This is a genomic window from Streptomyces sp. NPDC093149 (assembly GCF_044754145.1).
GTDB lineage: Bacteria > Actinomycetota > Actinomycetes > Streptomycetales > Streptomycetaceae > Streptomyces.
In genome coordinates this window covers 1-13,830 of record NZ_JBIVON010000011.1, presented here as the reverse complement: position 1 = coordinate 13,830, position 13,830 = coordinate 1, and the positions used below count along the sequence as shown (strand labels likewise).

At 71.9% G+C, this 13,830-nt stretch carries 9 protein-coding genes; all 9 read left to right on the top strand.

Annotated features, from left to right (window positions below; all coding sequences use genetic code 11):
• Positions 1–160: 160 nt before the first annotated feature.
• Positions 161–2,554 carry an ATP/GTP-binding protein gene (locus ACIQCZ_RS28925; RefSeq protein WP_402286284.1) on the top strand — a complete coding sequence of 798 codons (2,394 nt, stop codon included), beginning with the start codon at positions 161–163 and terminating at the stop codon, positions 2,552–2,554.
• A 189-nt stretch (positions 2,555–2,743) separates the two neighbouring features.
• Entirely contained in the window at positions 2,744–4,333 is a 1,590-nt protein-coding gene (locus ACIQCZ_RS28920) for a PucR family transcriptional regulator (RefSeq protein WP_402286282.1), read from the top strand.
• A gap of 205 nt (positions 4,334–4,538) precedes the next feature.
• A complete protein-coding gene (locus ACIQCZ_RS28915; RefSeq protein WP_402286280.1) occupies positions 4,539–5,984 on the top strand; it encodes an aldehyde dehydrogenase family protein in 1,446 nt (481 codons plus the stop codon).
• Between the two features lie 467 nt (positions 5,985–6,451).
• Positions 6,452–7,402: an N-acetylmuramoyl-L-alanine amidase gene (locus tag ACIQCZ_RS28910; protein ID WP_376221518.1), complete on the top strand. Its 951-nt coding sequence runs from the start codon at positions 6,452–6,454 to the stop codon at positions 7,400–7,402.
• A 276-nt stretch (positions 7,403–7,678) separates the two neighbouring features.
• Positions 7,679–8,056 carry a hypothetical protein gene (locus ACIQCZ_RS28905; protein WP_402286277.1) on the top strand — a complete coding sequence of 126 codons (378 nt, stop codon included), beginning with the start codon at positions 7,679–7,681 and terminating at the stop codon, positions 8,054–8,056.
• A 217-nt stretch (positions 8,057–8,273) separates the two neighbouring features.
• Positions 8,274–10,220 (top strand): acyl-CoA dehydrogenase family protein, encoded by a 1,947-nt coding sequence (locus tag ACIQCZ_RS28900; protein ID WP_402286276.1) that lies wholly within the window; start codon positions 8,274–8,276, stop codon positions 10,218–10,220.
• A 363-nt stretch (positions 10,221–10,583) separates the two neighbouring features.
• Complete coding sequence (gene dxr / locus ACIQCZ_RS28895; protein WP_402286274.1) at positions 10,584–11,837, top strand: 1-deoxy-D-xylulose-5-phosphate reductoisomerase; 1,254 nt, start codon at positions 10,584–10,586, stop codon at positions 11,835–11,837.
• Positions 11,834–13,144, top strand: a complete 1,311-nt coding sequence (locus ACIQCZ_RS28890) for a M50 family metallopeptidase (RefSeq protein ID WP_402286272.1) — start codon at positions 11,834–11,836, stop codon at positions 13,142–13,144. Before dxr ends, ACIQCZ_RS28890 begins: the two co-directional genes overlap by 4 nt.
• 180 nt (positions 13,145–13,324) lie before the next feature.
• A partial coding sequence (locus ACIQCZ_RS28885; protein ID WP_402286697.1) for a flavodoxin-dependent (E)-4-hydroxy-3-methylbut-2-enyl-diphosphate synthase occupies positions 13,325–13,830 on the top strand: 506 nt, incomplete at its 3' end.

The following is a 13,830-nucleotide window of genomic DNA, read 5'->3' as shown; positions in this document are numbered from 1 at the left end:
GCCGCGGCGGTGCGCGGACGGGACGACGGCTCCCCGGGCGCGCCGAAGACATCCCGCCGGACCGCGTCCGACGGGGTGGCACGGGGCACTAGATTGATGACTTCGGGCGCGTGCGCCCGGAGTTACCGGTCGGCGCTGGTCAGGGGACGAGGGACAGCACATGGACACCGAGGGCACGTACGACTCGCGCGGCACCCGCTCCGGTCCACCGGTGCCGCGCCCGGCCGGCCCGCCACCGCCCGAGCTGCCCCCGAGGCCGGGATACGCCCCCGCGTCCGGCCCCTCCCTGGGGGACTGGCTCCGCACCCCGAGGCCCGCCGCGGAACCCGGTGTCTGGCGGCTCGGCCACACCCCCCGGCCCGCCGAGGAGAAGGAGCGCCCCCCGGACCGCGCGCTGGTGAGCGGCGCGGTGATCTCGCTGCTGGCCTGCGTCCTCGTCTGGTCGCTCCTGCGCAACAACTACATCCCGTACTGGCGGGTTCCGCTGAAGCTCTTCACCCCCGGCGACTGGTGGGGACCGTTCGACGACCGGCCGCAGACCCGCGGAGCGGTCCGCGCGCTCGACATCTACCGCCTGCTGATCATCGGGGGCCTCGTCTACGGATTCGGCCGCCTGGGCAACTGGCCGACCGCCTTCGAACGGTGCGTTGCGGCCAGGGGCGCCGCGGCGCGGGCGGGCGGCGCGGCGATCGGCGCGCTGCTGGTCTGGATCCTCGTCTGGAACGGGACGGTGCCCGGGATGGGACTGGCCTTCGGCCTGGTTCCCGGCTCGTGGCTCGGACCCGACCGGCCGCTGTCCCCGGTGATCAGCTACGGACTGTACGTCCTGCTCACCCTGGTGATCGTGTGGCCGTTCGCCAGGCTCGGGGGCTGGGCCGAGGCATGGCGCGCCCGCGGGCCCGCGCGGTCGGCGCCGGGCCGGGAACAGCGCGACCCGTCGAAGCCGACCGCGCCCGGCGGCGCGGACGCCGTCGAGGTGGGCGGCGAGGACGACCCGGCCGAATGGCCCGACCTGCGCGCCGCAGGACAGCAGCGGGTCGCCGCCGAGCTCGCGAAGGAGACCCGTTCCGGGCGGATGAACGACGTCGACTACGTCCGCATCCGCCGCGCCTGGACCTCCGTGCGCGCCGACCACTCCCGGCTCCCCGCCTTCGCCGACACCGTGCTGCGCAACGGCTCCGCCGCCTGCGCCCACCCCTCCGGCGCACGCGACCTCCCGGTCCGCGCCGCCCGGCACGATCTGCTGGTCCAGCAGGTCAGGCTCGGCGCAGTCGAGGACGGCGAGCGCAATCCGTACGCCCGCCGAGGCAGCGGCATCGCCCTCGACCCCGGACTGCTGGGCACCTCCCTGCTCGCCGTCGGGCCGCCGGGAGCGGGCAAGAGCCGGGCACTGGTCCGGCCCGTCGTCGAGGCCCTCGCACTGCAGGCACTCGCCGGACAGGCCGCCGTCGTCGCCGTGTGCGCGGCCGGTACCCGGCTCGGCGGCGACCAGGGCTTCGACGTCGTCATCAAGATCGGCGACGCGTCCTCCGTCCACGACCTCGATCTGTACGGCGGCGCCAGCGACCCCGACGAGGCCGCGACCGTCCTGGCCGAGGGCCTGGTCGGCGACCTCCCCGAGGTGGACAGCAGGCGTGCGGCCACGGCCCTCGCCCAGCTCCTCGGCCCGTTCCGGGCGGCCCACGGACGCTTCCCCTCCGTGCCGGAACTGCGGGAACTCCTGGACGGGGTGCCCGAGGCCCTCACCGCTCTGCGGGAGGCGCTCGACGTGAGCGGTCACCCCGGCATGCTGCGCGAGCTGGATGCCCGCGCACGCCAGTCCGGGTCGACCGGCGACCCGGGCCCCGCCCTGGCCGACCGGGTGGCGCTGCTCGACCGGCCGGCCTTCGCGGAGTTCTTCGACACCACGGGCAAGTCCCGCCCCTTCTCGCCGCGGGCCCTGGAACACCCGCTGCGGGTCCGTATCGATCTGCCCGAACGCGGCCACGCCGAGGCGTCCCGGGTGCTGGCGCGCCTCGTCCTCGCCCAGTTCACGGCGAGCGCCGCGGCCCGTACCGACCGTTCCCTGTTCGCCTGTCTGGTCCTCGACGACGCGACCCACACCCTGACGCCCGACACCGTCCGCGGAATCCAGCGGCTGCGCTCCGCCCACGCCGGGGCCGTACTCACCCTGCGCACCCTCGACGACGTGCCGGAGCAGTTGCACACGGCGCTGCTCGGCGCGGTCGGCTGCCGGATGGCGTTCTCCGGGATCACGACGTGGGACGGGAAGAAGTTCGCCGAGGCCTGGGGGACGGAGTGGGTCGAGACCCGCGACGTCACCCAGCGCACGGTCTTCGCCGACCAGCCCATGACGCGGGCCATCCACGCCTTCCGCAAACTGGTCACCGGCAAGGCGGTCACCACCGACGCGGTGACCGTGCGGCAGGTCGAACGGGAACGCTGGTCGGCCTCCGAGCTGGCCCACCGGGTACCGGCCGGACACGCGGTCCTGTCCCTGACGACCGTACGGGGGGAGCACGCGCCGCCCCTGCTGGTGGACCTGAACGGCTGAGAGCCCGTCGGGTGGCCTCCGACCGGGCGGACGCGGTCCGGTCCGAGATCACCCGACAGGCTCTGAGCGGTGCGGGGGCGGGGCCCGCGGTGTGAGAGCGGTTACCCCGGACCCTGCCGCCCTGGCAGAATCGAGAGGAGTCGTTCATACGGGACGGCGAAAATCGATTTCTGAGGTCCCACGGTCCCCATGCCCCCCACTCTCGCCTCGCTCGTCCAGCATTCGGCGCTCAAACTCACGGTGCGTGCGGGGGCGGACCGGCTCGATGCGCCCGTGCGCTGGGCCCACGCCAGCGAGCTGACCGACCCCGTCCCGTACATGGAGGGCGGTGAGCTCCTGCTGGTCACCGCCACCAACCTCGACGCCGAGAATCCCGAGGCGATGCGGCGGTACGTGCGGCGGCTGGCCGGGGCCGGGGTCGTCGGTCTGGGGTTCGCCGTCGGCGTCAACTACGACGACGTGCCGCAGGCGCTCATCGACGCCGCCGAGGAAGGGGGACTGCCGCTCCTCGAAGTGCCGCGTCGCACGCCGTTCCTCGCGATCGCCAAGGCCGTGTCGTCGGCGATCGCCGCCGATCAGTACCGGGCGGTGACAGCGGGGTTCGAGGCCCAGCGGGAGCTGACGAAGGCCGCGCTCGCGGGCGACGGCCCCGGTGAACTCCTGTGTCGGCTCGCCACGCACGTCGACGGCTGGGCGGCGCTGTACGACGCCTCCGGCGCGGTCGTCGCCGTGGCCCCCGAGTGGGCCGCGCGCCGGGCCGCCCGGCTCACCCCCGACGTGGAGCGGCTGCGGGAGCGTCCCGCCCCGGCCAGCGTGGTCGTCGGCGACACCGACGACCGGGTCGAGCTCCAGTCCCTGGGCACCGGCCGCCGCGTCCGGGGCGCGCTGGCCGTCGGCACCGGCGCGGCACTGGGTACCGCCGAGCGGTACGCCGTGCACTCGGCGGTCGCCCTGCTGACCCTCACCACCGCCCGTTCCCGGTCCCTCCAGGGCGCGGAGCAGCGGCTGGGTGCGGCGGTGCTGCGCATGCTGCTCGCCGGCCAGCCCGACCACGCGCGGGCCGTCGCCGGGGATCTGTACGGGGGGCTGCTCGATGCCCCGTTCCGGCTGCTCATCGCGGAGGCGTCGGCCCCCTCGGCGACCGCGTCGCTGGGCGAGGCGATGGAAGCGGCGGCCTTCCGGACCGGAGAGGCCCTGCTGAGCGTGGACGAGGGCGAGCGGCTCGTCGTCCTGGCCGCGGACGGCGGAGCGGCGGTCGCCGCGTGCGCGGCGTACGCGCAGGCGCAGGAGGCCCGGGAGGCACGGCCCGTGCGTGAACCGGCGACGGCGGAGGAGGAGGCGCAGGTGGTCGTGGGCCTGTCGGCACCGGTGGGCCCCATCGCCGTCTCCGCCGCGTACAAGCAGGCCGAGCAGGCCTTGTCGGTGGCCCGCCGCCGGGGCAGGGCGCTGGTCGAGCACGAGGAGCTGGCGGCAGGTTCGGTGCTCCCGCTGCTCGCGGACGACGCCGTGCGGGCCTTCGCCGACGGAATGCTCCGCGCCCTGCACGAGCACGACGCCAAGGGCCGCGGCGACCTGGTGGCCTCGCTACGGGCCTGGCTCGCCCACCACGGCCAGTGGGACGCGGCCGCGGCGGACCTGGGCGTCCACCGCCACACCCTGCGCTACCGGATGCGTCGCGTGGAGGAGATCCTGGGCCGCTCACTGGACGATCCGGACGTCCGGATGGAGCTGTGGCTGGCCCTGAAGGCCACGGGCTCCCCCGCGACGCCGGAGCCGTAGCGGCCGCCCGGAGGGGCGGGCCGCCCGTCGGCTCCGATCCGTACCCGCTGCTTGCACGGCCCCGCCCCCGCGATCCCGTCGGTGCATCCGACAAAGCGGCGTGTCCCCGTCGCGCTCTGCTCCACCTCGGACAAACGCCAGGTCGGCCGCGCGGCCCTACGGTGGGGGGCAGCACACCCCACGACTTCGAAGGGCCGGACCCGCCATGACTTCCACCCACGCCTTCTGGCTCGCCGGCCGCCAGGCCACCGGCGAGGACAGCTTCGACGTCACCAACCCCTGGGACGGCCGTCTCGTCGGCACCGTCAGCGTGCCGACCGACGCGCAGATCGAGGAGGCCGTCGCGGCCGCGCACGCCGTGCGCGAGGAGTTCGCCGCGACCCCGGCGCACGTCCGGGCCGCCGCCCTCGATCACGTCGTACGGCGTCTGGTGGAGCGCACCGAGGAGATCGCCCAGCTGATCTCCGCCGAGAACGGCAAGCCCATCAAGTGGGCCCGTGGCGAGGTCGGCCGTGCCGTCTCCGTGTTCCGGTTCGCCTCCGAGGAGGCCCGTCGCTTCAACGGCGGCGACGCCCAGCGCCTCGACACCGACGCCGGCGGCACCGGCCGTCTCGGTCTGACCCGGCGCTTCCCGCGCGGCACGGTCCTCGGCATCGCGCCGTTCAACTTCCCGCTGAACCTGAGCGCCCACAAGGTGGCCCCGGCCATCGCCGTCGGTGCCCCGATCATCCTGAAGCCCGCCCCGGCCACCCCGATCTCGTCGCTGATCCTGGGTGAGCTGCTGGCCGAGACCGACCTGCCGGCCGGTTCGTGGTCCGTGCTGACGGTCCCGAACGACCGGATGCCCGCCCTGGTCCAGGACGAGCGCCTGCCGGTCATCTCCTTCACCGGTTCCGGCCCGGTCGGCTACTCGATCATGGAGTCGGTGCCGCGCAAGCACTGCACCCTGGAGCTCGGGGGCAACGGCGCCGCCGTCGTCCTCGGCGACTACGCCTCCGAGGAGGACCTGGACTGGGCCGCGAACCGCATCGCGACCTTCTCCAACTACCAGGGCGGCCAGTCCTGCATCTCCGTGCAGCGCGTCATCGTGGACGCCTCGGTCCACGACCGGCTCGTCCCGAAGATCGTCGCGGCCGTCGAGGCCCAGGTCACCGGCGACCCGTCCGACGCCGCCACCGATGTCGGCCCGCTGGTCAGCGAGGACGCCGCCAAGCGCGTCGAGTCCTGGGTCGACGAGGCCGTCCAGGCCGGCGCCCAGCTCCTCACCGGCGGCAAGCGGGACGGTGCCACGTACGCCCCGACCGTGCTCGCCGAGCTCCCGGACGACGTCACCCTCTCCTGCGAGGAGGTCTTCGGACCGGTGCTCTCCGTGCAGAAGGTGGACGGCGAGGCCGAGGCATTCGCGGCGGTCAACTCCTCCAAGTACGGCCTGCAGGCCGGTGTGTTCACGCACGACCTGCAGACCGCCTTCCGCGCCCACCGCGCCCTTGAGGTCGGCGGCGTGATCATCGGCGACGTCCCCTCCTACCGCGCGGACCAGATGCCGTACGGCGGCGCCAAGCAGTCCGGCGTCGGCCGCGAGGGCGTCCGCTACGCGATGGACGACTACACCTACGAGCGCGTGCTGGTCCTCACCGGCCTCGCCCTGTAGGACCGCGAACCGGATCGAACCGATCCACCAGCGTCGCCTGTGATCCGCCTTGGACAGCACGACAACAGGCGGCAGAGAGACGGCCGGTGCCCACTGTGCGGGGGCACCGGCCGTTTCTGCGTTTCTCCGCATCGGCCCGCGGGAACTGCCGGGACACGGGTCCCGCACGTGGACGCGGACCAGGGACGAACACCGACCCCCCGTCAGGTGCCGTTCTCCGGGTGGAGAAGATGGAGGAGACCGACGGGGGTCGAACGGCTTCGAGGGGAAGTTCCGTGACGTCGTGTACGACGCGGGCCGAAGGGGAACACCATGGCCGCGGACGGATGCCGGTACGGGCCGATGAAGGACGAGACCGCCGGCACGCATCCGTGCCTCGTTCCGGCGCCGAACTCGCGTCCGATCAGCAACGAAGGACGACCCTGTTCCAGGCCCCCGTGTCCGCCCTCAGTGACCAGGAGGTTTGAATGGCCACTCCTTTGACGGCCGCCGCCGTCCTCACCGCCCTCCGCGCCGAAGGTGTGCGCGTGGTGGAGGTCGGCAACTGGACCACCCACAACCGCAATTCGAAGGGGGCTTGGGGACCGGTCAACGGGTCGATCGTGCACCACACGGTCACCAAGGGCACCGCTGCCACGGTCGCGACCGTGCGGGACGGCTACGCAGCCCTGCCGGGACCGCTGTGCCACGGGATGATCGCGAAGGACGGCCGTGTGCACATGGTCGGCTGGGGCCGCGCGAATCACGCGGGCGGTGGCGACCCGCGCGTGCTGGAGCAGGTCGTCTCCGAGTCCTACGGCACCCGCCCGACCCCACCGACCCGCGGCAACAGCAACGGTGTCGACGGCAACAGCCGGTTCTACGGGTGGGAGTGCGAGAACCTCGGCGACGGCAAGGACCCCTGGCCCAAGGCCCAGTACGACGCGATAGTCCGCGTCCAGGCCGCGCTCTGCCGGAAGCACGGCTGGTCCGCGAAGTCCGTGATCGGCCACCTGGAGTGGTCCAGCGACAAGATCGACCCCCGCGGCTTCACCATGGCCGGGCTCCGCGCCGATGTGGCCGAGCGGCTGAAGCACCCCGCGAGCTGGAACCCCGGCTCCGACCACGAGGAGGACCCCATGGCAGGAATCACCAAGAAGGACATCTTCGACGCCGTGTGGAAGACCGATGCGATCGGCGGCCCGGCAGACGCCGCGGACCACAGCACGAATCCGACCTGGCAGGCGCAGTCCATCCTGAAGGACGTCCAGGCCCGCATCCGCCGCATGGACAAGACCCTGGCCGCCCAGTCCGCCGCGATCACCGCACTCGCGGGGCAGGTCGGCACCGGCGCCGACACCAAGACCATCGTCGCCGCGGTCGAGAGGGCCATCAAGAACGCGGTCATCGACGTCAACATCAACACCAACGGGGCCTGACCGCCTCGATGCTCGCGGCAGGGTCCGGGGCTGCCGCGGCAAAGCGCCCCGTGCGGACGCCACGCGGGCCCTGAACGCGAGGCCCGGCCCCGGCACCACCGGCCGCACCGGTGGTGCCGGGGCCGGGCCGCCTCGGGCCGCGTGGTCGGGGAGCTGCAGGACGGACCTCCGGCGATCCCTGGTCCGGCGCAGAAATTCCGACCCGGGTCACCAGAGCTCGGCCGGCCGATCACGAGGTTGCCGGGAAGCGTGTGGACGCGCGGTACGGCGGGTGTCATGATCACGCGGGGCGTCCGGCGCGGGTCCGGCGCGAAGGGAGTGACCATGATGCTCTACCTCGCCGTACTTCTTGCTCTGCTGGCACTGCTCTTCGCCGCCTCCGGCGTGGCGGCGCTCACCCGTGGCTGGGTGCTCCCCGTGAACCGGCGACCGGTGCACCGCCCTCGCGTCTTCGGCTGGGGCCAGTTGGTGGCTGCCGCCGCCCTGTGCTGGCAGGTGCTCTTCTTGCTGGTGCTCAACGACCCCGACATCCTCGGCCCCGACATCCGGGGGTGGGGGAGCCTGCCGGGCAGCGCGCTTCTGCTGACCGGTCTCATTCTGATGACGCTGAGCCGGCGCCCGGGCGGCGACCGACAGGGCAGCGGCACGCCCTGAGCCCGTGGCGTCCGACCACGGCCCGGCCGCCGTGTCACCGCGGGGCTGGCCAGTGGAGTGGCTGTCGACCCGATCGGCGTTCCGGGGATGGTGGGCGCGCCGGGAATCGGGTACATCAGGACAAGTAGCACCGGTTGGTACGGCTCGGCAGGCGCGCATGCCTCCGCGCGTTCCGGCCGTGTCCGCCCATCCCACGACGCGGCGAGGTGAGCTCCTCATGTCCGCACCATCCGCCCCGAAGAACACGCCCAAGGTCACCGAGCGTGAAGCGCGCCAAGTGGCCGAGGCCGCGCGCGAACAGGACTGGCACAAGCCGAGTTTCGCCAAGGAACTCTTCCTCGGCCGCTTCCGGCTCGACCTGATCCATCCGCATCCGCTGCCGCCCGCGGACGACGTCCGGCGCGGCGAGGCATTCCTCGCCCGGCTGCGCGCCTTCTGCGAGACCAGGATCGACAGCGCCCAGATCGAGCGTGAGGCCAGGATTCCCGACGAGGTGATCAACGGGCTCAAGGAGCTCGGCGCGCTCGGGATGAAGATCGAGCCGAAGTACGGCGGGCTGGGCCTGACCCAGGTCTACTACAACAAGGCCCTCGCCCTGGTCGGCTCCGCCAGCCCCGCCCTCGGTGCGCTGCTCTCCGCCCACCAGTCCATCGGCGTGCCGCAGCCGCTGAAGCTCTTCGGCAGCCAGGAGCAGAAGGACGCCTTCCTGCCCCGGCTGGCCAGTACCGACATCTCGGCGTTCCTGCTCACCGAACCAGACGTCGGCTCCGACCCGGCCCGGCTCGCCACCTCGGCCGTTCCGGAGGGGTCGGACTACATCCTCGACGGTGTGAAGCTGTGGACGACCAACGGGGTCGTCGCCGACCTGCTCGTCGTGATGGCCCGCGTCCCGAAGTCGGACGGTCACAAGGGCGGCATCACGGCCTTCGTCGTCGAGGCGGACTCCCCGGGCATCACCGTCGAGAACCGCAACGCCTTCATGGGTCTGCGCGGCCTCGAGAACGGCGTCACCCGCTTCCACCGTGTCCGGGTCCCGGCCGCCAACCGCATCGGCCCCGAGGGTGCGGGGCTCAAGATCGCCCTCACCACGCTCAACACGGGACGGCTCTCGCTGCCGGCCATGTGCGTCGGCGCCGGGAAATGGTGCCTGAAGATCGCCCGCGAGTGGTCGGCGGTGCGCGAGCAGTGGGGCAGACCGGTCGCCCGGCACGAGGCCGTCGGTGCCAAGATCTCCTTCATCGCCGCGACCACCTTCGCGCTGGAAGCGGTGGTCGACCTCTCCTCCCAGATGGCGGACGAGAACCGCAACGACATCCGTATCGAAGCCGCCCTGGCCAAGCTGTACGGCTCCGAGATGGGCTGTCTGATGGCCGACGAACTGGTCCAGATCCGGGGCGGCCGGGGCTTCGAGACCGCCGAGTCCCTCGCCGCCCGCGGCGAACGGGCCGTACCCGCCGAGCAACTCCTGCGCGACCTGCGGATCAACCGGATCTTCGAGGGCTCCACCGAGATCATGCACCTGCTGATCGCGCGTGAGGCCGTCGACGCCCATCTGAAGGTCGCCGGAGACATCATCGACCCCGACAAGCCCCTCTCCGCCAAGGCGCGAGCGGGCGCCAACGCGGCTGGCTTCTACGCCCGCTGGCTGCCCAAGCTCGTCGCGGGGCCGGGACAACTCCCGCGTACCTACGGGGAGTTCAACCCGGCCGGGCACCCGGACCTGTCCACCCACCTGCGATATGTCGAACGTTGTGCCCGCAAGCTCGCGCGCTCCACCTTCTACGCCATGTCGCGCTGGCAGGGCCGGATGGAGACCAAGCAGGGCTTCCTCGGCAGGATCGTCGACATCGGCGCGGAGCTCTTCGCGATGAGCGCCGCCTGTGTCCGCGCCGAACTGCTGCGCTCCTCCGGCGACCACGGCCGCGAGGCGTACCGGCTCGCCGACGTCTTCTGCCACCAGTCCCGTGTCCGGGTCGAGGAGCTCTTCACCCGCCTGTGGTCCAACACCGACGACCTGGACCGGCGCATGGTCGACGGCGTGTTGTCCGGTGCGTACACCTGGCTGGAGGACGGCATCATCGACCCGAGCGGCGAAGGGCCGTGGATCGCCGACGCCACCCCGGGGCCGTCCACCCGGGACGATGTCCACCGCCCCATTCGCTGACCCGTTGTCCACCGCGTGCGCACGCCCCCTCGTCGGCCGTACCCCGCCCCACCGGGCGGAGTACGGCCGACGGGCGTGCGGGGCGGGCGAGTGCCGCGCCTCGCCGTGCTGTCGCCGGTCGGGTGCCGCCGGCTCGGGCGGCAGGGACGGTGACGGCGAACCGTCGGTGACGGCCCGGGGACGGACGCGTCCGGCGAGGTACGGCTCCCGGCCGCCGCCTTCGCCGGTGCGCCGCGGGAGGTCCTGGCCGCCCGGCGGAACGGGTCCGCGCCACGGGCCGAGCACGGCTTCGCCGTCCCCGCGTCGACCCGGCGCGGGGACGCACTGTCCACACTCACAGCCGATGCGGCAACAATGGGGGGCATGAGCGACAGCCCTGCCCCCCTCGCCGACCCGCACCTCGTCTTCGACGCCGCGGAAGGCCGCCGGGATCTCGTCATCCTCGGCTCCACCGGTTCCATCGGCACCCAGGCGATCGACCTGGTGCTGCGCAACCCCGACCGCTTCCGCGTCACCGGACTCTCCGCCGCGGGCGGACGGGTCGCACTCCTTGCCGAGCAGGCGCGGCAACTGCGGGTGCGCACCGTGGCCGTCGCCGCACCGGACGCCGTACCCGCGCTCCGGGAGGCGCTGCGCGAGCAGTACGGGACGGGCGAGCCGCTCCCCGAGATCCTGGCCGGGCCGGACGCCGCCGCGCAGCTGGCGGCGAGCGACTGCCACACCGTGCTCAACGGAATCACCGGCTCGATCGGACTCGCCCCCACGCTCGCCGCGCTGGAGGCGGGCCGCACGCTCGCCCTGGCCAACAAGGAGTCGCTGATCGTCGGCGGCCCGCTGGTCAAGGCGCTGGCGAAGCCCGGCCAGATCATCCCGGTCGACTCCGAGCACGCCGCGCTCTTCCAGGCACTGGGCGCCGGCACCCGCGCCGACGTACGCAAGCTCGTCGTCACCGCCTCCGGCGGCCCCTTCCGGGGACGGACGAGGAGCGAGCTGGCGGACGTCACACGCGAGCAGGCCCTCGCCCATCCGACCTGGGCCATGGGACCGGTCATCACGATCAACTCGGCCACCCTGGTGAACAAGGGACTGGAGGTCATCGAGGCGCATCTCCTCTACGACATCCCGTTCGACCGGATCGAGGTCGTGGTCCACCCCCAGTCGTACGTCCATTCCATGGTGGAATTCACCGACGGCTCCACCCTCGCCCAGGCCACGCCCCCCGACATGCGGGGCCCTATCGCCATCGGCCTCGGCTGGCCCCTGCGCGTCCCGGACGCCGCACCCGCCTTCGACTGGTCGAAGGCGTCCAGCTGGGAGTTCTTCCCCCTGGACGACGAGGCCTTCCCGTCCGTGGGGCTCGCCAGGCACGTGGGCACGCTCGGTGCCACCGCCCCGGCCGTGTTCAACGCCGCGAACGAGGAATGTGTCGACGCATTCCTGGCAGGGCTGCTGCCGTTCAACGGAATCATGGATACGGTCACGGCGGTGGTCGCCGAACACGGCACCCCCGCCACGGGAACTTCGCTCACGGTCGCAGACGTCCTCGAAGCGGAGACCTGGGCACGCGCCCGGGCCCGTGAACTCTCGGCGAAAGCGACAGCGGAGGCGCGCGCATGAGTATTACGACGGTCCTGTTGACGATTCTGGGCATCGTCGTCTTCGTCATCGGCCTGCTGTTCTCCATCGCCTGGCACGAGCTCGGACACCTCTCGACCGCGAAGCTCTTCGGCATCCGCGTTCCGCAGTACATGGTCGGCTTCGGGCCGACGATCTGGTCGCGGAAGAAGGGCGACACCGAGTACGGGATCAAAGCCATCCCGGCCGGCGGCTACATCCGCATGATCGGCATGTTCCCGCCGGGACCGGACGGGCGCCTGGAGGCGCGGTCCACTTCCCCGTGGCGCGGCATGATCGAGGACGCCAGATCGGCAGCCTTCGAAGAGCTCGAACCCGGTGACGAGAAGCGGCTCTTCTACACGCGCAAGCCGTGGAAGCGCGTCATCGTGATGTTCGCCGGACCGTTCATGAATCTGGTCCTCGCCGTCGCGATCTTCCTCGGCGTGGCGATGACCTTCGGGTTCCAGACCCAGACCACCGAGGTGGCGGGGGTCCAGAAGTGCGTGATCGCCCAGAGCGAGAAGCGCGACACCTGCAAGAAGTCCGACCCGGTCTCGCCCGCACAGGCCGCGGGACTGAAGAAGGGCGACAGGATCGTCGCCTTCGACGGCCGGAAGGTCGACGACTGGGCCACGCTTTCCGACAAGATCCGCGACACCATCGGCCCCGCCACCGTCACCGTCCTGCGCGACGGCCAGGAGAAGACCCTCCACGCCGTGCTCCAGGAGAACTCGGTGGCCGAGAAGGACTCCAAGGGCGAGGTGATCCCCGGGAAGTTCGTCCCGGCCGGCTACCTCGGCTTCGCCGCCCAGACCGAGATCGTCCCGCTCTCCTTCGGCGACTCGGTCGTCCGCATGGGAGACATGATCGAGAACGGTGTCGACTCGATCATCGCCCTCCCGTCCAAGATCCCGGACCTGTGGAACGCCGCCTTCGGCGACGCCCCGCGAGCGGCCGATTCCCCGGTGGGCGTCGTCGGCGCGGCCAGGATCGGTGGCGAGGTGATGACGCTGGACGTACCGGCGCAGAACCAGATCGCGATGATGCTGTTCCTGCTGGCCGGCTTCAACCTCTCGCTGTTCCTCTTCAATATGCTGCCCCTGCTGCCGCTCGACGGCGGGCACATCGCCGGAGCGCTCTGGGAGGCCCTGCGCCGCAATGTGGCACGGGTCTTCAAGCGCCCCGACCCGGGCCCCTTCGACGTGGCCAAGCTGATGCCGGTCGCCTATGTCGTCGCGGGCGTCTTCATCTGCTTCACGCTGCTCGTGCTGGTCGCCGACATCGTCAATCCGGTCAAGATCTCCTGATCTCCCGACCGGTCCGGTGAACCAAGGGTGACGGCCCGGCACACAGCGTGTGTCCGGGCCCGCCCTCCGCGCGGCGCTCCCGGACGCGGTGTGCGCCGGGCCGCCGCCGGTGACGTAACCTCGAAGCCCGGAGCCCGCCGATCTCGGGACCTCGATCCACACCTTGGGGATGCTCAGCGCATGACTGCGATTTCTCTCGGAATTCCGTCCGTTCCGATCAAGCTCGCCGACCGGAGGGTCAGTCGAAAGATCCAGGTCGGGTCGGTGGCGGTGGGCGGGGATGCGCCGGTGTCGGTGCAGTCGATGACCACGACGCGTACGTCGGACGTGGGTGCGACGTTGCAGCAGATCGCGGAGTTGACGGCGTCGGGCTGTCAGATCGTGCGGGTGGCGTGTCCGACGCAGGATGATGCGGATGCGTTGGCGGTGATCGCGAAGAAGTCGCAGATTCCGGTGATCGCGGATATTCATTTCCAGCCGAAGTACGTGTTCGCGGCGATCGACGCGGGGTGTGCGGCGGTGCGGGTGAATCCGGGGAACATCAAGCAGTTCGACGACAAGGTGAAGGAGATCGCGCGGGCTGCGAACGACGCGGGTACGCCGATCCGGATCGGTGTGAACGCGGGTTCGCTGGATGCGCGGTTGCTGGCGAAGTACGGGAAGGCGACTCCGGAGGCGTTGGTGGA

Coding starts and splice junctions, on each gene's coding strand:
- ACIQCZ_RS28925 (WP_402286284.1), top strand. CDS start 161: ATGGACACCGAGGGCACGTACGACTCGCGCGGCACCCGCTCCGGTCCA.
- ACIQCZ_RS28920 (WP_402286282.1), top strand. CDS start 2,744: ATGCCCCCCACTCTCGCCTCGCTCGTCCAGCATTCGGCGCTCAAACTC.
- ACIQCZ_RS28915 (WP_402286280.1), top strand. CDS start 4,539: ATGACTTCCACCCACGCCTTCTGGCTCGCCGGCCGCCAGGCCACCGGC.
- ACIQCZ_RS28910 (WP_376221518.1), top strand. CDS start 6,452: ATGGCCACTCCTTTGACGGCCGCCGCCGTCCTCACCGCCCTCCGCGCC.
- ACIQCZ_RS28905 (WP_402286277.1), top strand. CDS start 7,679: ATGATCACGCGGGGCGTCCGGCGCGGGTCCGGCGCGAAGGGAGTGACC.
- ACIQCZ_RS28900 (WP_402286276.1), top strand. CDS start 8,274: ATGTCCGCACCATCCGCCCCGAAGAACACGCCCAAGGTCACCGAGCGT.
- dxr (WP_402286274.1), top strand. CDS start 10,584: ATGAGCGACAGCCCTGCCCCCCTCGCCGACCCGCACCTCGTCTTCGAC.
- ACIQCZ_RS28890 (WP_402286272.1), top strand. CDS start 11,834: ATGAGTATTACGACGGTCCTGTTGACGATTCTGGGCATCGTCGTCTTC.